Origin of the sequence: Prauserella alba (assembly GCF_024171735.1) — a bacterium.
Lineage (GTDB): Bacteria > Actinomycetota > Actinomycetes > Mycobacteriales > Pseudonocardiaceae > Prauserella > Prauserella alba.
The window spans coordinates 351,182-373,461 of record NZ_JAMTCH010000004.1; the positions used below are offsets into that span (position 1 = coordinate 351,182).

14 protein-coding genes are annotated in these 22,280 nt (G+C 68.3%); 5 read left to right on the plus strand and 9 right to left on the minus strand.

Translation table 11 applies throughout. The annotated features are described in order from the left end of the window. Positions 1–43 precede the first annotated feature (43 nt). Genes LY12_RS10550 through LY12_RS10570 form a run of 5 tightly spaced genes read right to left on the minus strand, consistent with a single transcriptional unit; the run spans position 44 to position 10,637 of the window. Complete coding sequence (locus LY12_RS10550) at positions 44–1,297, minus strand: MFS transporter (RefSeq protein WP_253855540.1); 1,254 nt, start codon at positions 1,295–1,297, stop codon at positions 44–46. 55 nt (positions 1,298–1,352) lie between these two features. Next, the gene (locus LY12_RS10555) at positions 1,353–7,916 is read right to left on the minus strand and encodes a non-ribosomal peptide synthetase (RefSeq protein ID WP_253855542.1); all 6,564 of its coding nucleotides are present in this window, start codon (positions 7,914–7,916) and stop codon (positions 1,353–1,355) included. Between the two features lie 35 nt (positions 7,917–7,951). After that, positions 7,952–8,713, minus strand: a complete 762-nt coding sequence (locus LY12_RS10560; protein WP_253855544.1) for a thioesterase II family protein — start codon at positions 8,711–8,713, stop codon at positions 7,952–7,954. Further along, entirely contained in the window at positions 8,710–9,642 is a 933-nt protein-coding gene (locus tag LY12_RS10565; RefSeq protein WP_253855546.1) for a TauD/TfdA family dioxygenase, read from the minus strand. Before LY12_RS10565 ends, LY12_RS10560 begins: the two co-directional genes overlap by 4 nt. A 56-nt stretch (positions 9,643–9,698) precedes the next feature. Continuing rightward, positions 9,699–10,637: a TauD/TfdA family dioxygenase gene (locus LY12_RS10570; protein ID WP_253855548.1), complete on the minus strand. Its 939-nt coding sequence runs from the start codon at positions 10,635–10,637 to the stop codon at positions 9,699–9,701. A 1,652-nt stretch (positions 10,638–12,289) separates the two neighbouring features. On the opposite strand from LY12_RS10570, the gene LY12_RS10575 reads away from it, so the two are divergent. Further along, positions 12,290–14,014 carry an AfsR/SARP family transcriptional regulator gene (locus LY12_RS10575; RefSeq protein WP_253855550.1) on the plus strand — a complete coding sequence of 575 codons (1,725 nt, stop codon included), beginning with the start codon at positions 12,290–12,292 and terminating at the stop codon, positions 14,012–14,014. Between the two features lie 131 nt (positions 14,015–14,145). Here the strand turns inward: LY12_RS10575 and LY12_RS10580 are convergent, their stop codons facing one another. The 4 genes from LY12_RS10580 to LY12_RS10595 are packed head-to-tail and all read right to left on the minus strand — an operon-like array spanning position 14,146 to position 17,980. Continuing rightward, the gene (locus LY12_RS10580) at positions 14,146–14,901 is read right to left on the minus strand and encodes a succinate dehydrogenase/fumarate reductase iron-sulfur subunit (RefSeq protein ID WP_253855552.1); all 756 of its coding nucleotides are present in this window, start codon (positions 14,899–14,901) and stop codon (positions 14,146–14,148) included. Between the two features lies 1 nt (position 14,902). Then, a complete protein-coding gene (locus LY12_RS10585) occupies positions 14,903–16,816 on the minus strand; it encodes a fumarate reductase/succinate dehydrogenase flavoprotein subunit (RefSeq protein WP_253855554.1) in 1,914 nt (637 codons plus the stop codon). A 24-nt stretch (positions 16,817–16,840) separates the two neighbouring features. Continuing rightward, complete coding sequence (sdhC, locus tag LY12_RS10590; RefSeq protein WP_372493493.1) at positions 16,841–17,659, minus strand: succinate dehydrogenase subunit SdhC; 819 nt, start codon at positions 17,657–17,659, stop codon at positions 16,841–16,843. A gap of 18 nt (positions 17,660–17,677) precedes the next feature. Then, a complete protein-coding gene (locus LY12_RS10595; RefSeq protein ID WP_253855556.1) occupies positions 17,678–17,980 on the minus strand; it encodes an Rv0250c family protein in 303 nt (100 codons plus the stop codon). 259 nt (positions 17,981–18,239) lie between these two features. Here LY12_RS10595 and edd point away from each other — a divergent pair, with 259 nt between their 5' ends. The 4 genes from edd to LY12_RS10615 all read left to right on the plus strand — a co-directional run bounded on the left by edd (position 18,240) and on the right by LY12_RS10615 (position 22,273). Then, the gene (gene edd / locus LY12_RS10600; protein WP_253855557.1) at positions 18,240–20,144 is read left to right on the plus strand and encodes a phosphogluconate dehydratase; all 1,905 of its coding nucleotides are present in this window, start codon (positions 18,240–18,242) and stop codon (positions 20,142–20,144) included. Then, the gene (gene eda, locus LY12_RS10605) at positions 20,141–20,767 is read left to right on the plus strand and encodes a bifunctional 4-hydroxy-2-oxoglutarate aldolase/2-dehydro-3-deoxy-phosphogluconate aldolase (protein WP_308292097.1); all 627 of its coding nucleotides are present in this window, start codon (positions 20,141–20,143) and stop codon (positions 20,765–20,767) included. Before edd ends, eda begins: the two co-directional genes overlap by 4 nt. Positions 20,768–20,895: 128 nt before the next feature. Further along, positions 20,896–21,501 (plus strand): hypothetical protein, encoded by a 606-nt coding sequence (locus tag LY12_RS10610; protein WP_253855559.1) that lies wholly within the window; start codon positions 20,896–20,898, stop codon positions 21,499–21,501. A gap of 91 nt (positions 21,502–21,592) precedes the next feature. Beyond that, positions 21,593–22,273, plus strand: a complete 681-nt coding sequence (locus LY12_RS10615; RefSeq protein ID WP_253855561.1) for a CPBP family intramembrane glutamic endopeptidase — start codon at positions 21,593–21,595, stop codon at positions 22,271–22,273. Positions 22,274–22,280 lie beyond the last annotated feature (7 nt).

Consider the following 22,280-nt stretch of genomic DNA (forward strand, 5'->3'; position numbering starts at 1 on the left):
GCCGAAGAACGCCCGTCGCCGCAACGGCCGGAATGCGGGAAGGTCAGGCCGGGTTCGCCTCGTCCCACTCGGGTCCGTTGCGGACGGCCGGCGTGAGCAGGGCTGCCACCGTGACCGCGATCAGCACGCCGCCCACGGCGAGCAAGGTCGTCGCGGGCCCGAGGAATCCCAACAGCATGCCGGCGGTGAGTGCGCCGGCCGAGTTGGCACCGCCTGCGGTCAGCAGCATCACGCTCATCGCCCTGCCGTGTTTCTCGTCCGGCACGGTCCGCGCCATGTAGGCGCCGGCGCCGACGTTCAGCATGGCTCCGGTCAGTGACATGAAGGCGAACGGCGCGAGCAACAGCGGTACGGCCGTCGTGAACGCCATCATCGGGATCAGCACGCATCGCACGAGCAGGTCGAGCCGGATCAGGCTGCCGAGCGAGAACCTGCGCAACACGCGGGAGGCGATCAGCGCCCCGAGCACGCCGCCGACCCCGCCGAGCAGTCCGACGAGTCCCGCGACGGCGGCCGACACCCCGGTGTTCTTGAACACCACCAACGGCGCCATGGTCACGATCTGCCCGACGAAGTTGGTCACCGCGACGACGAGCGTCGCGGCGCGGAGGAAGCGCTGGTTCCACAGCCAGCGGAAACCTTCCTTGACCTCGGCACGCAGTTCACCGCGTCGTTTCACTCGCTCGGTCTGCAGCGGACGCTTGACGCCGGTCAGGTTGCCCAGGGCGATCAGGTGTCCCACCGCGGCGGCGAGGAACGGGAGCCACCACAGCACCGCGTACAGCGAGCTGCCCGCGGGCTGGCCGAGCAGGCCCGCGGCCCGCGATCGCGCCTCGTTCTGCGACATCGCGGCCGCGAGCTGCGTCGGCGCCACGACATTGCGTACCGCGGTCCGCTCGGCGAGCCGGTAGAAGACCATGCAGGCGCCTTCGACGAAGCACACCACCAGCAGGTGCGGCAACCACGCCACGCCGAGGAGCAGCGCCAGCACCACGCTCAGCATGCCGACCGCGGCGATCGCGTCGCAGACCATCATCAGCCTGCGCCGATCCCAGCGGTCCACCAGCACGCCCGCGGGCAGTTGCAGCAGCAGCACGGGCAGCAGTCCGGCGAACGAAACCAACCCGGCCCCGATCGGCGATCCCGTGTGCCAGATGATCAGCAGCGGGAACGCGATCACGCTCATCTTGGCGCCGAACTCGGAGGCACCGGCCCCCGTCCACAGCAACAGGAAGTCGGTGTTCCTGCGCAGTGGCCGTTCCTTGTGCTCGTCCGGCGCGGACGACGTAGTGCTCACGGCACGCACCTTCCGGTAGCGACCATCGTGCGGTGGCCGGCTCTGCCTGCCGCCATCAGTGGTCGAGTTCGGCCGCGGCAGGGGCGCCCTCGTCGAGCTTCGGTGCCGGAGTGTGGCCGTGCCGATCGGCGAGCAACCGGGCCAGTCGCGAAACCGTGGGATGGGTGAACAGTTCTCGTACGGACACGGAGTATCCCGCGTTGGTGAGCGCTCCCGTCAGTGCAACGGCTCGGATCGAATCCCCGCCCAGCGCACCGAACTCGTCGGCCGCGCCGACCCGCTTGCCGAGTACCTCGCCCCAGATCTCGGCGATCCGCTGCTCGAGGGGTCCTTCGGGTGGAATGTAGCTGTCCCCCGGTTCCTCCTCGCCCGTCTCGGGGAGGGCATCGGTGTCGAGTTTCCCGTTGGCCGTCAGCGGAAGGCGGTCGAGCTGCACGACGACGGCCGGAACCATGTACTCCGGCAGCCGGTCCGCCAGCCACGCCCGCACCGGCTCGGCCGCCACCGCCTCGTCGCCGCTTTCCGGCACGACGTAGGCCACCAGCCGCCGGTCGTCGCCGGATCCGGTCCGCAGCAGCACGCGCGCCTCGGCGATCAACGGGTGCTCGCCGAGCACGGATTCGATCTCGCCGAGCTCCACCCGGTAACCACGGATCTTCACCTGGCCGTCACGCCGCCCGAGCAGGTCGACCGAGCCGTCCGCCAGCACACGCCCGAGATCGCCGGTGCGATACAGCCGCGACCCTGGCGGGCCGTACGGGTTGGGGACGAATCGCTCGGCGGTCATGGCCGGCCGGTTCTCGTACCCCGTCGCCAATCCCTCCCCCGCGACACACACCTCGCCGACGGCACCTCTCGGCAACAACTCCAGCCTCGCATCGAGCACGTGGATCGAGGTGTTCGGAATCGGCTTGCCGATCGGGACCACGGGCCGCTCACCGTCACCGACCACCGCCACGGAGTTGCCGACCGTGGTCTCCGTGAGCCCGTACTCGTTGATCACTCGTCCCTCGCAGAGCCGCTCCGCCCAACGCCGGACGACCGGCCGGTGCAACGCCTCACCCCCGACGACGATCGTCTCCGCGACCGGGGTGTCGAGTTGCTGTCCGAGCACTTCCAGGTGCCCGGGGGTGAGCTTGATGAAGCTGTACGGCCCTCCGGCGCGCAGCGCCGCACCGAGTTCCGACAGGTCGAGGTCGTCGGACAGCACGTGCACGGGCTGGCCGGCGAGCAGCGGCGCGAACAGTGTCGTCACCGGAAGGTCGGACGCCACCGTGGACAGCAGCGGCGCCCCGCCGTCACCGGCCGCCACATAGTCGGCGACCGCCCAGCTCAGGTAGTTCGCCAGGCTGCGGTGGCTGACGCGGACACCTTTCGGCCGTCCCGTCGAACCCGACGTGTAGATCACGTAGGCGGCCCCGTCGCCGCCCTCCGGTGACGCCGCCTGCTCAGGTACGCGGGCTTCCCCGCCCGCCGCTCCGGCATCGAACGCACGGCTCTCGGACGCCCCGGCATCGAACGCTCCGGCGTCTGCTGCTCCGGCGTCTGCTGCTCCGGCGTCTGCTGCTCCGGCGTCTGCTGCTCCGGCGTCTGCTGTTTCGGCATCGGCTTCCCGGGAGTCGGCCGCGACGAGCACGGTCGAGCCGTCGAACGTGGCCGGGACCGCAGCTGCCAGCGCCGGTGCCGCAAGCACACAACACGCACCCGAGTCGGCGAGCGCGTAGGAGAGCCGGTCGGCGGGCAGCGCGGCGTCGAGGGGGACGTACGCTCCACCCGCCTTCCACGTCGCCAGCAGCGAGGGCAACAGGTTCAGGTCCCGGCCCACGAGAACTCCGGCCACCGACCCCGGGGTGAACCCGTGGCGCCGCAGTCGCTCCGCGATCCGGCACGCCCACCGGTCGAGTTCGGCGAAGGTCAGCTCCTCGTCGCCGCACCGCACGGCCGTGGCCTGCGGAGTGCGCTCCACCTGCCGGTCGAACGCCTCGAGCGCATGCCGCACCGGTTCGGCCCGTCCCGCGGGGTCGGCGGGCTCCTGCGCCTGGTCGAGCAGCCACCGGCGGTGCGGTTCGGGCAACACCGAGATCGTCGCGTCGGTGTCGATGTCCTCGGCGATGGCCTCGAGGACGCGGCGGAACGCGCGGGCGATCAGCTCGGCCTGTTCCGGACCGAGATAGCGGTAATCGGCCGTCACCATGACCAGGTCGACCCTGGTCGACACCGTGAGGCCGAAGTCCGTCGGACTGTCGTCGAGCCCGACCCTCTCGGCGACCAGTTCCTTGTCCACCTGGTTGAAGTCGTGATAGTTGAACATCACTTCGACGAGCCGTCGACGGTGGTCGGCCGTGCGCACGATCTCCGGATACGGGTATCGCCGGTGCGGCCACAGCTCGACCTCACGGTCGAACGTGGCGCGCAGCAGATCCCGCCACGTGCCGGAGGGCCGCCGAACGGCGAACGGCAACGTATTCAGATACATGCCGTACACCGTGTCCGCACCGAGCCGTTCCGGGCGGGCGTCGGTGATCAGTCCGAAATGGAACGCATCCTCGTCGGTCAGCTGCGAGAGCACCTTGGTGAAGGCCGAGACCATGACGCACTTCATCGACACGCCCGCGTTCGCGGCCGCTTCGCGCAGCCGCGGTTTGAGGTCACGCCAGTCGGCCATGGCCTGGTGTTTCGACAACAGGGCCGTCCGGTCGTGCCATTCCTCGGGCAACGCGAACGGGACGTACTCGGTGACGATGTCCCGCCAGTACCCGGCGTCCTCCTCCGATTCGATCGAGGCGAGTTCCCCGGCGACGAAGTCGGCGAACCGCACCTCCGGTTTCTCGTAGGGCGGCGGCTCCTCTCCCCTGCGCAACGCGCCGTAGCAGTTGAGCAGCTCCATCACCATGGAGTGGTAGCCCCACCCCTCCTGCACGGGATGGCATTCGGTGATCGACAGCCAGTACCCGTCGTGATCGGTGGGGAACGCGACGAAGCGCATCAGCCCGGGCACGGTCATGTCGAAAAGGTTGGCCCGCTCGTGCGCGACGTGCTCCTTGACGGCCAGGTCGATCTCGTCGGACGACATGCCACGCATGTCGCGCATCGAGACCGCCATTCGGGCGTCGGTGTGCACCAGCTGCATCGGGACCGAGAAGCCGGACAGGTGCAGCGAAGTGCGCAGCACCTCGTGCCGCCTGCTCAGCAGTCGCGCCGACTCGGTCATCGCGTCCAGCGAGAACGGCGCACCGTCCCTGATCCAGAACGTCGTGGTGCAGTGATACGGGTTCTGCTCATCGGCGAGCATCTCGAAGATCATGCCCACCTGGTTGCGGGAGAGCGGATAGGCGTCCTCGACGCCGCCGGGAACGGCCGCCCGGTCGGCTTCGCCGATCAGGGCGAACGGAGCGACGCCACGGTCCTCGACGAGTCCTCCGCGACCGTCGAGCAGTTCCGCGAGCCTGGCGACGGTGCCGTTGGCGAACACGTCCGCGACCGTCAGGTCATGCCCCGCGTGCCGCAACGCACCGACCACGGCCACCGCACGAATGGAGTCACCTCCGACGTCGAAGAACCCGTCGTGCACGCCGACCCGTTCGAGCTGGAGCGCTTCGGACCACACGTCGGCGATCCGCTGTTCGATCGCGTTCCGCGGGGCCACGAAGTCGACCACGGGCCCGGTGCGTTCCGGCAGGGAGTCGACGTCGAGTTTTCCGTTGGCGGTCAACGGAATCCGGTCGAGCAGGACGACCTGCGGCACCATGTACTCGGGCAGCCGCTCCGTCAGCCACGCCGACAGCTCCCGCTCGTCCGCGTCCGCGCCCACCGCGTAGGCGACCAGCGTGGGCTGATCCCGCTCACCCCGCAGCACCACCCGGCATTCGGCGACCTCGCTGCGCCCGGAGAGGAGACCTTCGACCTCGCCGAGTTCCACCCGGTGCCCCCGGATCTTGACCTGGTCGTCGACCCGGCCGGCGAACTCGACGTCCCCGCCGCGCACGACCCGTCCCAGGTCTCCGGTGCGGTACAACCGTGCCCCTGGCGGGCCGTACGGATCCGGCACGAACGTGTCGGCGGTCTGGGAGGGCCGGTTCAGATAGCCGCGTGCGAGCCCGTCCCCGCCGACGCAGATCTCCCCGATCACCCCGGGAGCCGCAGGCCGCAACGTTTCGTCCAGCACGTACATGCTGGTGTGCGGTATCGGCTTTCCGATCGGCACGACCTCCCGTCGCGACCCGCTGCCCGGCAGGTACGTGGAGTTGCCGACGGTGATCTCGGTCGGGCCGTACTCGTTCACCAGCCTGCCGTCGCCGAGCCAGTCGTCCCACTGTCTCGCCACGCTGTCGAGCAGCACGTCCCCGCCGGTGACGACCGTTCCCGCAAGGCCGTCGATGTCCGCCGGATCGAGCTGGTGCGACAGCATCTCGAGATGGCCGGGGGTGAGCTTGATGAACGCGAACGGCTTGGCCACGGCGAGCCGCGGGCCGAGCTCGGACAGGTCGATGTCCTGCGGCAGCATGTGGACCGGCCTGCCGGCGAGCAACGGGGCGAACAGCGTGGGGACGACGACGTCACCGGCGACCGTGGAGAAGAGCGGCGCGCCGCCCTCGTGGTCGCCGATGTAGTTGTCGATCACCCAGTTCAGGTGTGTGAGGAGACCTCGATGGGTCGTACCGACACCCTTGGGACGCCCCGTCGAACCGGAGGTGTAGACCACGTAGGCCAGGGCTTCCGGGTCACACGTCCGCGGCGGAGGGAACTCGGGGCCCGCGCCGTCGGTGACCTCGCACGCCGACAGTATCGTGCCGTCGAACACCTCACCGAGCGCGGCGTTCCGGTCGGATTCCCCGTCGGTGACCACGACTCTCGCCGCACTGTCGGTCAGCAGCCATCCCCACCGTTGCTGCGGAAGTTCCGGGTCGAGGGCGAGGTAGGCCGCTCCGACACGCCAACTGGCCAGCATCGAGGCCAGCAGGCCGACGCCGCGCTCGTGCAGGATGCCGACGACGTCGCCCTCCCCGGCGCCGGCTTCCCGCAATCGGTGAGCGATGCCGTTCACCCGCGTGCCCAGCTCGGCGAACGTCACCGTGCCCTCGTCGGTCACCACCGCCGCGGCATCCGGGGTGCGTGTGACCTGCCGATCGAAACGCCCCAGCGCATGGTCGGCGAGTGCGCCGTCGGGCATCGGCTCTGCCGGCACCGTGAGCGAGGCCAGTTCCGTTTCCCCGAGCATCGCGACCGCGTGCAGCGGCGTGTCGGGTTCGCTCACCGCACCGGAGAGCAGCCGGGTCAGGTGTGCGGCCATCCGCTCGACCGTGTCCCGTTCGAACAGGTCGGTCGCGTAGATCAGCCTGGCGTCGAGCCCGCCGCCCTCGGCCTGCCCGACCTGCAGTTCCACGTCGCAGCGGGCCACCCCGCCACCGGCTTCGATCGGTTCCACCACCAGCCCTTCCGCCGGTTCGGCGGGCGACGCCTTCGCCTCGTGCCAGGTGAACACCGTCTGGTACAGCGGGGTTCGGGACGCGTCGCGCTGCGGCTGGACCTTGTCGACGACGCTGGCGAACGGGACGGCACTGTGGTCGAACGCGTCCAGTACGGAGCCGCGGACCTTCCTGAGCAGTTCCCGGAACGTCACGCTCGTGTCCCAGTGCGTACGGATCACCACGGTGTTGATGCCGTTGCCGACGAGGTGCTGCAGCTCGGGCCTCGTCCTGCCCGAGACGATCGTGCCGACCGGAACATCGGCGGTTCCGGTGTAGCGCGCGAGCATCGCCTGGAACGCGGTGAGCAGCACGGCGAACGGCGTGGTGCCCGCATCGCGGGCGAGTCCGGCCACGGCCGCTCCGACGTCCGCGGGCAACGTGAACTCGACCTCGCCGCCCGCGTAACCGCGTACCGGCGGCCGGGGGAAGTCCGTGGGCAGGTCCAGCTGCGGCGTCCCGGACAGCACCTCCTGCCAGTACGCGAGCTGCCGTTCCTCCTCGCCACCGGTCAGCTGTTGCCGCTGCCATGACGCGAAATCGGCGTACTGCACCGCGAGCTCCGGCAGTGCGGCCTCGGTGCCGTCCTTCGCCGCCGTGTACAGCGCCCACAGATCGGACAGTGCGAGCCGCGACGACCACGCGTCGCAGGCGATGTGATGGAACACGACCACGAGGACGTGTTCGGAATCGGTGACCTCCACCAACGTCGCCCTCGCGGGCCATTGGCGGTCGAGGTCGAACGGCGTCGCGGTCTGCGCCGCGACGAGGTCGTTCACGCGGGTGCCGCGCCCGGATTCGGGCGAGTCCGCGACCGAAACCATCGACAGCCCGCCGGACACCGGTTCGTCGATCACCTGCCGCGGCAGGCCGTCGTCGAGCACGTGCCTCGTCCGCAGGATCTCGTGCCGTGCCACGAGCGCGTCCCACGCCTGTGCCAGCGCCCTCGCATCCAGCTCACCGCGGATCCGCAGGGCGAAAGGAACCAGGTACTCGACGCTGTCGTCGACGAGCTGATCGAGGAACCACATCTGTTCCTGGCCGAACGACATCGGCAACGGGCCGTCGCGCTCGACTCTGTCGATTCCCGCCGTTGCTGCGCGGCGCCCTCGACGCCGGTGCAGCCGGCTCTCCACATTGGCAGTCCGGGCCATTCGGCTCTCCATTCCGCTACCGATCTGCGACGTGGTCAACGGCTTTCGAGGACATCGACCAGTACGGTGAACAACTCGTCGGGTGGGGCGTTGACGTAGTAGTGGTCGCCGGGCACGACGTGTTCGTCCAGCCCGCCGATGGTGTGTGCCGACCACCCGCGCATGTCCTCGAGCCCGCAGCCGGGGTCGTCCGCCGCGGCGACGACGGTGATCGGACAGGTGAGTGGCGGACCTTCGACATAGGAGTACGAATCGGCCATGCGCAGGTCGCTCCGCAGCGCGGGAACAGTGAGCCGCCACAGCTCGTCGCTGTCGATCACCGCCGCGGACCGGGTACCCGCCCTGGCCAGGTAACGGCGGATGTCCGCGTCACTGCGCACGTCGTCGCGACGCGGCCGGCACTGGGCGGGCGGCGTGCGTGCCGACGCGATCAGTCGGGTGAGCGGCGTCGGGAATCTGGGCCTGAGTCTCCTCGCCACCTCGAAGGCGACGGTGGCACCGAGGCTGTGGCCGAAGAAGGCGACGGGACGGTCGAACAACGGCTCGATGTCGGCGGCCACCAGCGACGCCATGGTCCCGATGTCGGCGATCGGTTCCTCGTCGCCGCGATCCTGCCTTCCCGCGTACTGCACGGCCACCAGTTCGACCGAACGGGGCATTCTGGACGCCCAGTCGTGGAAGACGCTCGCGGCACCGCCCGCCTGCGGGAAACAGAGGAGCCTCAGGTCCGCCGCCGGTCTCGGCCGGAACACCCGGCACCAGTCGGACCGCCGGGACACCGATGTTCCTGCGGTCATCCGTCCGTAACCTTCAGATAGTCCGAGACGTGCGCCTCGCACATGGCCACCGCGATGCTGCGCGGACCCTCGAACGGTTCGCGGCCGTGGGCGGTCATCATGTTGTCCACGACGAGCACGTCACCTCGCTGCCAGTCGAACCGGCGCCATTCGGCCCGGTAGCAGTCCCGCAGGTGCGCCACCACCTCGTCCGGGATCGGAGCACCGTCGCCGTAGTAGGTGTTGATCGGCAGACCGTCCTGCCCGAACATCGCCAGCAGTCCCTCACGCACGTCGTCCTGGTGTGTGCTGATGTGGAAGAAGGTGATGTGGTTGAACCAGACGTCCTCGCCCGTGTCAGGGTGTTCGTGGATCGGCCGCCGCACCGCGGTCGTGCGGAGATGGTCGGAGCCGAACCACTCGGTGCCGATACCGCGGTCGGCGCAGTACCGGTCGACCTCCGCCGGGTCGCTGGTCCCGTAGACCTCCGGCCAGGGAATGCCCACCTTGCCGCGGTAGTTACGCGCCAGCATCCAGCCCCGGCGGGTGAACTCCTCACGCACGTCCGGGTCGATGGTCTGCACCACGCGCCGCACGTCCGCCAGCGGGGTCGCGCCGCGCGACGACGGCTCACGGTCGCAGTAGAAATACAGCAAGCGCGGCCACGCGGCCTGGTAGGAGCTCTCGTTGTGCAGGAAGATCTCCTCGTCGGCCGGATAGTCGGTCGAGGTGTACACGTTGCCCTTGATCGAGTGGCGCGGCGAGGAACGCTCGTTGTAGGTCATCGGCTCACCGGACATGGCCCGCACCGCGGATTCGAAGGCCGCGACGTCGGGCACGTCGAACCCCCGGAACAGCAGTGCACCGTGTGTGACGAGCAGCCTGCGCAGCCGGCCCCGCTCGGCTCCGATCAGTTCCTCGATACCGGCACCGGCCTGTTCGTGCGTCACGACGTAAGGCAGGGTCCGTTCTGCAGCGACAGTTTCCAGCAACTCGAGTTCTCCCATCATCCCGCCATCGAGACCAGCACGCGGCGCTGACCGGTGAACGGTCGCCTGCCGTGGCCGACGAGCACGTTGTCGATCAGCATCAGATCCCCTGGCGACCATTCGACGTCGACGGCCTGGGCCAACCCGCGCTCGCGCACCTGCGTCACGTACTCGACCGGGATGGCGCCGCCGTCCGCGAACACGACCGACTGAGGCATGTCCTCTTCGGACATGATCGCGGCGAGCGCTACCGCGGTCTCGTCACCGAGGCCCGCGGCATGCCACTGGTCCGCCTGGTTGAACCACACCTCCTGGCCCGTTCGCTCGTCGACGACCGTCGAAGGACCCGGCTGTTCCACACGCAGCCCGCCGTCCTGTCGCCAGTGCCACTCCGCACCGGTCGCGCCGAGGAACTGTTCGACCTCGTCGCGGCTCTCGGTCTCGAACGTGGCCTGCCAGCTCTTGCCGAGTCCGACACCACCGTGCAGGTTCTGCCGGTACCGCAGCCCACCGGCGAATGCTTCCCTGACGTCCGCATCGAGCGCGGCGAGCCAGGCCGCACCGTTCACCACGGGCGTCGCTCCGCCGCTCGCCGGCGCCTGCTCGCAGTAGAACAACAGCCTGCTGGGATACCGCGCGGCGTAGGAGAGTTCGTTGTGCATCGAGATCGTGTACTCGGCCGGGTACTCGGTCGAGGTGTAGATGTTGTCGCCGACCTTGGTTCGGGGCGAGTTGCCGTGCCGGTACGACCATCGCGTGGGCAGCAACATGTCGACCATCGCCTCGAAGTCGACTCGGCCGACGTCGAATCCCCGCCAGACCAACGCCTTCCGTTCGACGAGCATCGCCTCGATGTCGAGCGAACCAAGATGACCCTTCAGTCCGGCGGCGCTCGGTTCGACGTCGATCTCACGCGGGCGGAACACCGTCGGCGCCCATGGCGCTGCAGTCGTCATCGCCTCGAATCTCCTCTGGGACGGGTCGTTGTTCTCCGCGTGGCGGCGCCCGGAGGGCTGGGCACACCCGCGAGGACCGTTTCGTGGACGGGCTGGGCCGAACGATGCAAGAACGAGCAATACGGAACCAATATCCGCCGGTGACTCCGGCCGGAGGCGCCGTCACCGACCTCGAAGCGATCCGGTCACCCGAGGCCGGCGTTCAGCTACCGGGCCGTGACACTGCCGGTCTGTGACACTGCAGGGCCGTGATGCTGCAGGGCCGTGGCACTGCCGAGCGTGGCACTGCCGGCTCGTGACTCCGGTGCGTGCCGCCGTGTCCGAAACGCGAACCGCGATCCCCGGACGCACGCACAACGCGATGTTTTCCCGACACCATCGAGGATCGTCGGAATATTTTCGGTCGGTTTCGGGACGGGTCACGTTCCTCCGCACAGGATCCGGCCGGCTCGACACCACTCACCGCTCCAGAATCGGCTTCGTCGCGAACACCTGTCGGGGACGCCGTCGCGAACGACCTCGGCCGTCCCGTGGACAGCGGATCAGTTTCGGGATTCGCCCCTCGCGCCGGCTTCCAACGGGCTTGCGCCGACCTTCGGCCACACTTTCCACACAACCCTCCGCCGTCGGATCCATCGCCGCACGCAGCGCCCTGCGATCCGCCGCGACCTCGCAGGACACAGCCGGGCACGCAGCGTGAAGAGTCGCCCTCGATCGCGACGATCCGCGATCTGGTTGGCGATTTTCCGCGCCCTTGTGCTGTCCGGAAAAACCACACATTCGCCGACCGTGAAACCCGGGGCAGGATTCGCCTCGGATCGTCTGTGGTTCAGACCATGACGAGAAATGAACCGCGCCATGCGAAACCTACCGGAATTCGGCGAACCGACCCTTGTGGAACACGTCGGAAGCATCACAGGATTCGCACACGAGACCACCCCGAGGGTTGCGATGACTCTCCCTTGCAAACTTTTCTCAAATTCCCACCGGGGATCCGGCTGCCACATTTATTCCACCCGACACAATCCGATCGGAAGAATCATGAACCCGCCGTCGGCACTGTTTTCCACGGCCGGCGTGACAACGCGAGACACGAATGATCATCTTCCGGGAACCGCGCCCGCGCCGACCCGCCAGGCCTGACGGAGGACCCTCCGGCGGCGCCCGACAAGCACTCAACCAACGGCTTCGCCATGTGATCGGACACCTACGGTACGAGCATACAATGCCGCCACGAGTGCGGTGTGTCGACTTGTGACCACTACGTGTACTGGACAATGACCAGAAGTGACCACATTGACGACTCGACGTGACAATGATGGGCACGGCGAACAACAATTGATCTTGCGTTGTGCATGGCAATCGCAGTAGAACGATCCGCCGATCGGCGGGTAACCATCATCCTTGCGCATGTGGGTTAAGGGGTACCGTGCCCCGCGATTTTCGAGGGCCTACCGCCAACCCGGGGAACCCCCTAGGGGATGCACCTTAAGTCCATTGCGGGACATTTCGTCCACTGCTAGCCTCCGACGTGATCAACCGCGCATTCATCAATTGCAGTGAATCGACTGGGGGATTCCATGCGCTTTCAGGTTCTCGGTCCGGTTAGCGCTTGGTCCGAAGGGGTTCCCATCAAACTCCGTGGGCCGAAGATGCGCACAGTCCTGGCTTCGCTGTTGCTGGCGCACGGACGCGTCGTCTCCGACAGCAGACTGATGGGAAACCTGTGGGACGACCAGTTACCGACCACCACGCAAGCACAGATCCAGACCTATGCGTCGAGGCTCCGGGGGCTGCTCGGCACCGCCGTCAGCATCGAACGTCAGCCTCCGGGATATCGACTGCGTTTCACCTCCGACAGTCAAACCCAGTTCGACCTCGTCGAGTTCGAGCAGTTGTCCCGCCAGGGCCGGGAGGCGCTGGCCGACGGGCGACACCAGGACGCGTCGAATCTGTTGCGGGCGGCGTTGACGAAGTGGAACGGCCAGGCCCTCGCCGGCGTAACACCCCATCTCGCCACCGTCGAACAGCCGGGGCTCGAGGAGTCACGCCTGCTCACCGTGGAGAAGTGCATCGACGCGGAACTGGCACTGGGCAAGCACGAAGCGTTGATCGCCGAACTGACCGCACTGGTCGCCGCGGAACCCACCCGCGAGCGGCCGGCGATGCAGCTGATGACGGGACTCCACCGATGCGGTCGCACGGCGGACGCGCTCGCCGTCTATCGGAGTTTCCGGAACAACCTGATCGATTCGCTCGGAATCGACCCTTCCGTCGACATGCAGCGGTTGCACCAGTCGATCCTCACGTCCGAGCCCACCATCCCCACGACCGCACCCGCCACGGTGCCGACGCCCCGCTTGCCCCCGTCGACGCGTTCCCTGCAGCACGAACCGAGTGATTTCGTCGGCCGGGACGACGAGCTCACCACCACCTATCACGTGCTGGCCGACTCGGCCGCCCAGGACGGCCCCGCGACCATGTGCGTCGTCAACGGCCCGAGCGGCGTCGGAAAGACGACACTCGCACTGCGAACCGGACGACTGCTGCGGAACCGGTTCCCCGATCACCAGCTGCTGCTCCAGCTCGGCGGCAAGACCACCAACCCGCCCACCCCCGTCGACGCCCTCGGCACTGCGCTGAACGCACTGGGACTGTCCGCCCGTCAGCAGCCGGACACGCTCGACGGTCGGATCGCGGCTTACCGGAGTATCCTCGCGGAGGCGAGGTCCCTCGTAGTACTCGACGACGCCGCGAACGAACAGCAGGTGCGGGCGCTCGACCCCGGATCGGCAGGTTGCGGCGTACTCGTCACGAGTCGTTTCGCACTCGCCACATTGGAGGGAACGACTCGGCTCCCGTTGGACACGTTCTCGCCCGACGAATCGGTCGAGCTGTTGGCGAAGATCGCGGGCTCCGCCCGGGTGACCGCCGACCGGGATGCCGCCCTACGGATCACCCAGCTGTGCGGGCACCTGCCTGTGGCGGTGCGGATCTGCGGCGCCATCCTCGCGGCGCGAGCACACTGGAGCCTGGCACAGCTCGCCGACCGGCTCGCCGACCCGGAGCGAAGACTCGACGAGCTCCGAATCGGCGACCTCGACATCCGAAGCTTCCTCGCCCCCGCCCACGATCGGCTACCCGATCATGTCGGCGACGCACTGGACGTACTGGCCACTCTCGGAACCCGGCCGTTCACCTGCGCGACCGCCGCCGGCCTGCTCAACCGGTCGGTATCGGCGACGCTCGACGTCATCGACGAGCTCATCGCCGCGCACCTTCTCACCGTTCATCACGCGGCGCCGGGCCACTACCGGATTCCCGAGCTGGTGGTGGCGCTCGCCGCAAGCCGGCCCACGCTCCAGCGGACCAGCTAGCAGGACCCCGGCGCCGGGACCTGGCTGGCCGGCGCCGTTCGGTTACGCAGACCTCATTCGAATACGCAGACGTCGTTCGGTCACTCGGGCGTCTTGTGCACAGCGGCCGTTCCGCTCTGGCAGTCGTGCGTTCAGGCGCCGTTGCGTTTGAAGATCTTGTTGCCGAGCCAGACGATGGGGTCGTAACGCCTGTCGGCGACCCGCTCCTTCATCGGGATGAGCGCGTTGTCGGTGATGTGGATGCCCTCGGGGCACACTTCCGTGCAGCACTTCGTGATGTTGCAGAAGCCCAGTCCGTGCGCCGACTGGACCGCCTCGACCCGATCGGCGTCGTCGAGCGGGTGCATCTCCAGTTCGGCCACGCGCATGAGGAACCGTGGCCCTGCGAAGGACTCCTTGTTCTCCTCGTGGTCACGGATCACGTGGCAGGTGTCCTGGCACAGAAAGCACTCGATGCACTTGCGGAACTCCTGCGAACGTTCGACGTCGACCTGCTGCATCCGGTACTCGCCGGGCTCGAGTCCTTCGGGCGGGGTGAACGACGGGATCTCACGGGCCTTCTCGTAGTTGTACGACACGTCGGTGACGAGGTCGCGGATCACGGGGAACGTGCGCATCGGCGTGACGGTGATGACCTCGTCCTCGTCGAAGGTCGACATCCTGGTCATGCACAGCAGTTTCGGCCTGCCGTTGACCTCCGCCGAACACGAACCGCACTTGCCGGCCTTGCAGTTCCAGCGCACGGCCAGGTCGGGGGTCTGCGTGGCCTGCAAACGGTGAATCAGGTCGAGGACGACCTCCCCCTCATTGGCCTCAACCTCGAAGTCCTGCAGCTCGCCGGAGGTCGCGTCGCCGCGCCACACGCGCAGTTTCGCCTGGTATGCCATCTCACGCGGTCCTTTCCGGGTGGCCGGCGAGTTCGTCCTCGGTGTAGTACTTCTCCAGTTCGGACAGTTCGAACAACTCCAGCAGATCGGCCCGCAGCGGCCGCTGCTGCTTCGCCTCGACACCGATCTCGGGCACCGGCTGATCATCCTGCGTCGAGCACACGAGCAGCCGGTTGCGCCACTGCGAGTCCATCTGCGGGTAGTCGTCGCGGGTGTGCCCACCCCTGCTCTCGGTGCGCTGCAGCGCCGCACGCGCGACGCATTCACTGACCAGCAGCATGTTGCGCAGGTCGACGGCGAGGTGCCAGCCGGGGTTGTACTGCCGGTTTCCCTCGACCGTCACCCCGCGGATGCGGCGGCGGATCTCCGCGAGCTTGTCGATCGCCTTCTCGATCTCGTCGGCCTTGCGGATGATGCCGACGAGTTCGTTCATCGTCTGCTGGAGCTCGGTGTGCAGCGTGTACGGGTTCTCCTCGCTCGCCCCCTCCTCCGGACCGTCGAACGGGGCCAGCGCGCGTTGCGCGGCCTCGGTGACGTCCGCGTCCGCCACGGCCGGCCGCGCGTCGAGGGACTCGACGTACTCCGCGGCCCCCAGTCCGGCGCGGCGGCCGAACACGAGCAGGTCCGACAGCGAGTTCCCGCCGAGCCGGTTGGAGCCGTGCATGCCACCCGAGCACTCTCCCGCGGCGAAGATCCCGGGAACGGCCGCGGCCGCGGTGTCCGGGTCGACCTCGATGCCGCCCATCACGTAGTGGCACGTGGGGCCGACCTCCATCGGTTCCGCGGTGATGTCGACGTCGGCCAGTTCCCGGAACTGGTGATACATGGACGGCAGTCGCTTGCGGATCTCCTCGGTCGGCAGCCTGCTGGCGATGTCGAGGAACATCCCGCCGTGCTGGGAACCCCGGCCTTCCTTGACCTCGGTGTTGATCGCCCGCGCCACTTCGTCGCGGGGCAGCAGGTCCGGGGTGCGCCGGTTGCCTTCCTGATCGGAGTACCAGCGATCGGCTTCCTCCTCGCTGTCCGCGTACTGTCCTTTGAAGACATCCGGGATGTAGCGGAACATGAACCGCTCCCCCTCGGCGTTCTTCAGGACGCCGCCGTCACCCCGGACTCCCTCGGTGACGAGGATGCCCTTCACGCTCGGCGGCCACACCATGCCGGTGGGATGGAACTGGACGAACTCCATGTTGATCAGCCCCGCCCCGGCACGTAGCGCGAGCGCGTGGCCGTCACCGGTGTACTCCCACGAGTTGGAGGTGACCTTGAACGATTTGCCGATGCCGCCCGTCGCGAGTACCACGGCGGGCGTCTCGAACAGTACGAACCGACCACTCTCCCGCCAGTACCCGAACGCTCCGGCGATGCGTCCGTCCTCTTTGAGCAGTTCGGTGACGGTGCACTCGGCGAACACCCTGAGCTTCGCCTCGTAGTCGCCGTACCGCCGGTAATCCTCCTGCTGCAACGACACGATCTTCTGCTGCATGGTGCGGATCAGCTCGAGCCCGGTGCGGTCGCCGACGTGCGCCAGCCGCGGGTAGGTGTGTCCGCCGAAGTTGCGCTGGCTGATCCGCCCGTCCGCGGTGCGGTCGAACAGCGCGCCGTAGGTCTCCAGTTCCCACACCCGGTCGGGCGCCTCCCTGGCGTGCAGCTCGGCCATCCGCCAGTTGTTGAGGAACTTCCCGCCGCGCATGGTGTCGCGGAAATGCACCTGCCAGTTGTCGTGGGAGTTCGCGTTGCCCATCGACGCCGCACAGCCGCCCTCGGCCATCACGGTGTGCGCCTTGCCGAACAGCGACTTGCACACCACCGCGACGCTCAGGCCGCGCTGCCGCGCCTCGATCACGGCACGCAGACCGGCGCCGCCGGCACCGATCACCACCACGTCGTAGTTGTGCCGTTCGACCTCGGTCATGAAATTGCCACCTTCGAAAATTGTTCAGTTGATGAAACGCAGATCGGCGATCGCCCCGCTGGACACGAGCCACACATACAGATCGGTGAGTACGAGCGTGCCCAGCGTCAGCCATGCGAATTCCATGTGCCGGGTGTTGAGCTTGCTGACCTGCGTCCAGATCCGGTACCGCACCGGGTTGCGCGAGAAGTGCTTGAGCCGCCCGCCGGTGACGTGCCGGCACGAGTGGCAGGACAGCGTGTAGCACCACAGCAGCACCACGTTGAGCAACAGGATCACGTTGCCGAGCCCGATGCCGAAACCGTTCTCACCGCCGAAGGCGAGAATCGCGTCGTAGGTGTTGATGAGCGTGATCACCAGTGCCACGTAGAAGAAGTAGCGGTGCACGTTCTGCAGGATCAACGGCAGGCGCGTCTCACCGGTGTAGCGCTCGTGCGGCTCGCCGACGGCGCACGCGGGCGGCGCCATCCAGATCGAGCGGTAGTAGGCCTTGCGGTAGTAGTAGCAGGTCAGGCGGAAGCCCAGCAGGAACGGCAGCGACAGGAACGCCAGCGGGATGAAGGCCGGCAGTTCGCCGATCGGCGTGCCGAAGTGGCTCGACCCCGCCACGCAGGAATCACTGAGGCACGGCGAGTAGAACGGCGTCAGGTAATGGTGCTCGGCGGCCCAGTAGTCGGTGCGCATGAACGAGCGCACCGTCGCGTAGACGACGAACGTCGCCAATCCGAGGGTGGTCAGCAGCGGCTGCAGCCACCAACGATCGGTGCGGAGCGTTCGCGGCGCGATACTCGCGCGGGAGGGGGTCGGGTTGTCGGCGGGAGAAGTTCCGGCAGGGCTTGCCACGTCGAAGCCACCGGCCCCTCAGTGCCGGTGGCCGTGGTAGCCGCCCACGCCCTCGTCGTCGGCGTCGTCCCACAGCGCCGGGTCGTACGGGGTGTCGGGCACGGGCACGACCTCGCTCCGGTCGATGGCCGGGGCGCCGCGTCCCTGTGAGGGCACAGGCGAGCCGTCGTCCAACTCGGCGGCATCGATGCCGAGGCGTTCGACGTCGTTGGCCAGCCGGTGCACGGCCGGAACCTCGCCGTAGCGCGAGCGCAGGTCACCGACGCACTGCTTGAGTCTGCTGATCGTACTGCGGAGTTCGTTCATCTCTGTGGCGGACATCTGCGCACCCCTCCGGATTCAGTTCGGTCGGCGGCGCTGCCGTGTGGTGACGCACCGCCAACTCTGCCCTGTCGATGTTCACTGTGACAACTACCACACTGTGACGTGTTCTCGTGATGCGGATCACTCAACACTGTGGAGTTCACCCCGTCTCACCAGCGTTTTCGAGTGGCAACTGAATCGATTTTGATTCCAGCGCTGCGCTTCTGTATCGTGTCAGTCTCCACGGAGGACAGCGCCCAACCGACCGGAGACGCTCGTGAATCAAGCGCCACAACACGTCCACCCCGTCGTCGCCGAGGTCACCGACCGCATCGCGGAACGCAGTCGCGACAGCCGGGCCGAGTACCTCGCCCGCATCTCGGCCGCCACATCGGCCGCGTCCGGGACGCCGGCCAGGGCCGCCATGGGCTGCGGCAACCTGGCACACGGTTTCGCCGCCTGCGCGGGCGACGACCGGCTCGCGATGCGCGGAGTCCGCAAGCCCGGCATCGCCATCGTGTCCGCCTACAACGACCTGCTCTCGGCACATCAGCCGCTCCACGAGTTCCCCGAGTGGATCAAGGACGCGGCCCGGGAAGCCGGCGGCGTCGCCCAGTTCGCGGGCGGCGTGCCCGCCATGTGCGACGGCATCACGCAGGGCCGCACCGGCATGGAACTGTCACTGTTCAGCAGGGACGTGATCGCGATGGCCACGGGCGTCGCGCTCTCCCACGACATGTTCGACGGCACCCTGCTGCTCGGCGTGTGCGACAAGATCGTGCCAGGGCTGCTCATCGGCGCCCTGTCGTTCGGCCACCTGCCCGCGATGCTCGTCCCGGCCGGCCCGATGACGTCCGGACTGCCCAACAAGGAGAAGGTGCGCATCCGCCAGCTGTACGCGGAGGGCAAGGCGACCAGGGAGGACCTGCTCGAAGCCGAGTCCGCGTCGTACCACTCCCCCGGCACCTGCACGTTCTACGGCACGGCGAACTCCAACCAGCTCGTCGTCGAGGTCATGGGCCTGCATCTGCCGGGAGCCAGCTTCGTGCACCCCGGAACGCCGCTGCGCAAGGCCCTCACCGAGGAGGCGGGCCGCCGCATCGTCGAGATCTCCCACGGCGACGAGTACACGCCCCTCGGCGAGGTCATCGACGAACGATCCGTGGTGAACGGACTGATCGCCCTGCTGGCCACGGGCGGGTCGACCAACCACACGCTGCACCTCGTCGCTATCGCCGCGGCGGCCGGGATCCAGCTGACGTGGGACGACTTCGCCGACCTGTCCGCGATCGTTCCGTTGTTGGCCAGCGTGTACCCCAACGGCAGCGCCGACATCAACCACTTCCACGCAGCGGGAGGCGTGCAGTTCCTCGTCGGCACCCTGCTCGACGCCGGCCTACTGCACCGTGACGTGAAGACGGTGGCAGGCCCCGGCCTCGACCGGTACCGGCAGGAGCCCATCCTCGACGGCGACGAGCTGCGGTGGCGGGAGGCGACCGACCACAGCCTGGACGAGTCGGTGTTGCGCCCGGTGGACCGGCCGATGGCCGACAACGGCGGGCTGCGCATGGTCGAGGGCAACCTCGGCCGGGCCGTCATCAAGGTGTCCGCGGTCGCACCGGAGAACCGCGTCGTGGAGGCGCCCGTACGGGTGTTCAGCACACAGGCCGAGTTCGACACGGCTTTCAAGGCGGGCGAACTGGAGCGCGACGTCGTCGTGGTGTTCCGCAACCAGGGCCCGCACGCCAACGGCATGCCCGAACTGCACGGCCTCACACCGGCGCTCGGCGTGCTCATGGACCGCGGGTACCGGGTCGCGCTGCTGACCGACGGCCGGATGTCCGGTGCTTCCGGCAAGATCCCCGCGGCGATCCACCTCACTCCCGAAGCCGCCGCGGGTGGGCCGCTCGCGCGCATCGCCGACGGCGACGTGGTGCGGCTGGACACCGAGGCCGGAACGCTGGACGTGCAGCTCGACCCTGCGGAGTTCGACGCCAGGGAGCCGGTCGACGCGGCTCCGGACGAGGCTCAGTGGACGGGGACGGGACGCGAACTGTTCGCGGCGCTGCGCCGCAGCGTCGGACCCGCCGACGCCGGCGCGAGCGTCTTCGGCCCGGTGACACCCGGACACGTCGGCATGACCGCACCGAAAACCGGAGCCAGTGTGGGAGGAACGTCGTGACGACCAGTTCGGAACTGCTCGACCTGTCGCCGGTCATGCCGGTCGTGGTGCTCGACGAGGCGGAGGTCGCACCGGACGTCGCCCGCGCCTTGCTTGCGGGCGGAATCCGGACGATCGAGCTGACACTGCGCACCCCCGCGGCGTTGGCGGCCATCGAGAAGGTCGCCTCACAGGTGCCGGACATCGTGGTCGGCGCCGGCACGGTGACCACACCCCGGCAGGCAGCCGACGCCGCCGACGCGGGCGCGGCGTTCCTGGTCACGCCAGGGACCACGGAATCGCTGCTCGACGCGGTCACCGCGACCGGACTGCCGTTCCTGCCCGGCGCGGCGACGGTGTCGGAGGCGATGCGACTGACCGAACGCGGCCTCGACACGCTGAAGTTCTTCCCCGCGGCGGCCAGCGGCGGTCCTGCCGCGTTGAAGGCGTTCGCAGGCCCCCTGCCGCAGCTGACGTTCTGCCCCACCGGCGGCGTCAGCGTGGCCAACGCACCGGACTACCTCGCCCTGTCCAATGTGGGCTGTGTCGGGGGAAGTTGGTTGACGCCGGGGGACGCGGTGGCTGCCCGCGACTTCGAGAGGATCGAAGCCCTGGCGAAGGAGTGCTCGGCGCTCGCGGCGTGAGCAACCGGCCGGCCTCGGGAACGGTGTGGTGCGCACGGCCGGAACCGTCGGCCGTGCGCACCGGTTCCCGGTAGTGGAAACCGGCTTCGGCCATCCGCCGGGCGCGGTGCTCGATAGCATCGCCGCCCATGACCGTGATCGTCACCGTCGCTCTCGCGTTCATCGGATACCTGGCCACCTACCTCAACGGCGTGCGGTTGGCACAACGCAACGAGCGACTGGCCAGGGTGAACCGCCAGCTGAGCGATTTCTACGGACCCCTCGTGGCGCTCACCGAGTCGAACAAGCGGATCTTCGAGGCGTTCGTGGAACAGAACGCCCGGCCGGGAGGCGTGTCGATCTTCGAGGCCGACACGCCTCCGACGGAGGCCGAACTCCGCGACTGGCGGTTGTGGGTGACCACCGTGTTCCTGCCCAACGTGCAGGCCATGCGCGATCTGGTCGTCACCCACGCCGACCTGCTGCTGGACGACGAGATGCCGCCGTTGCTGCTGAACCTGTGCGCACACGTGTCGGGCTACGAGATCACCGCCGCTCGCTGGGCGCAGGGTGACTATGCACAGCACCAGTCGGTCGTGTTCTTCCCCGGTGACGAGGTCCGCACCTATGCGATCGACGGCTTCGACAGGTTGAAGTGGGAACAGATCCGGCTGATGGGACGCCGCCGCCGTGCCCGGGAGAAACGCCGCGAACAGCGACGCAAGCGGTCCCGCGCGACGACGACCGGCACATGACCACGGCGGGTGGCGCGGACGAGCAGATCCCCTCACCGGCAATGCTGCGAGCGAGCCCGGCGGGACGGTGTCCGCCGGTACGCTCGCACGCGTGCTGACCGACGATGCGATGCCGGTCGCCCGCCGCGACTCGCCGTCCGCGGCGTATCGGGCCTACCTGGCGTCGGAGTTCCTGGCGCTGTTCTTCGGTGTCGTCGCCGCGTTCGCGATGCTGGCCGGCGGTGTCAGCCCCGTTCCGTTCCTGGTCGTGCTCGGTGTCGCCGGCGTGGCCTATCTGCTGCGCGTGGGTGAGTTCGACCGCCGTGACCTGTGGCGGGCCTCGGCGGTGCGCACTCACCTCCCGTCGATCCTCGGCCTGTGGGCGGTCGCGTGCGTGGTCGCCGTGGCCGGGGTGGCGGTGTTCCTGCCGGGCGACCTGTTCTCGCTGCCGCGCGAGGAGCCCGTCACGTGGGCGATCGTCGCGGTGGGCTATCCCGTGCTGAGCGTGTACCCGCAGGAATTGATCTTCCGTGCGTTCCTGTTCCGCCGCTACCGGCCCGTGTTCGGCTCGGGCGCAGGGATGATCGTGGCGAGCGCCGCCGCGTTCGGCTTCGCCCACATCATCTTCGGCAATCTGTTCGCCGTGCTCGCGACGACCGCAGGCGGCGTGCTGTTCGCGTGGCGGTACGCGCGCACCCGCTCACTGCTGGCCGTCTCGATCGAGCACGGACTCTACGGTGTCCTGCTGTTCACCGTCGGACTCGGCCGCTTCGTCTACCACGGTGCCGGCTGACCCGTCC

What these genes read in the sequence shown, in the direction of transcription:
- LY12_RS10555 (WP_253855542.1), bottom strand. Translation starts at nt 7,916, where the DNA reads ATGGCCCGGACTGCCAATGTGGAGAGCCGGCTGCACCGGCGTCGAGGG.
- LY12_RS10560 (WP_253855544.1), bottom strand. Translation starts at nt 8,713, where the DNA reads ATGACCGCAGGAACATCGGTGTCCCGGCGGTCCGACTGGTGCCGGGTG.
- LY12_RS10570 (WP_253855548.1), bottom strand. Translation starts at nt 10,637, where the DNA reads ATGACGACTGCAGCGCCATGGGCGCCGACGGTGTTCCGCCCGCGTGAG.
- LY12_RS10575 (WP_253855550.1), top strand. Translation starts at nt 12,290, where the DNA reads ATGCGCACAGTCCTGGCTTCGCTGTTGCTGGCGCACGGACGCGTCGTC.
- LY12_RS10580 (WP_253855552.1), bottom strand. Translation starts at nt 14,901, where the DNA reads ATGGCATACCAGGCGAAACTGCGCGTGTGGCGCGGCGACGCGACCTCC.
- LY12_RS10585 (WP_253855554.1), bottom strand. Translation starts at nt 16,816, where the DNA reads ATGACCGAGGTCGAACGGCACAACTACGACGTGGTGGTGATCGGTGCC.
- LY12_RS10595 (WP_253855556.1), bottom strand. Translation starts at nt 17,980, where the DNA reads ATGTCCGCCACAGAGATGAACGAACTCCGCAGTACGATCAGCAGACTC.
- LY12_RS10610 (WP_253855559.1), top strand. Translation starts at nt 20,896, where the DNA reads ATGACCGTGATCGTCACCGTCGCTCTCGCGTTCATCGGATACCTGGCC.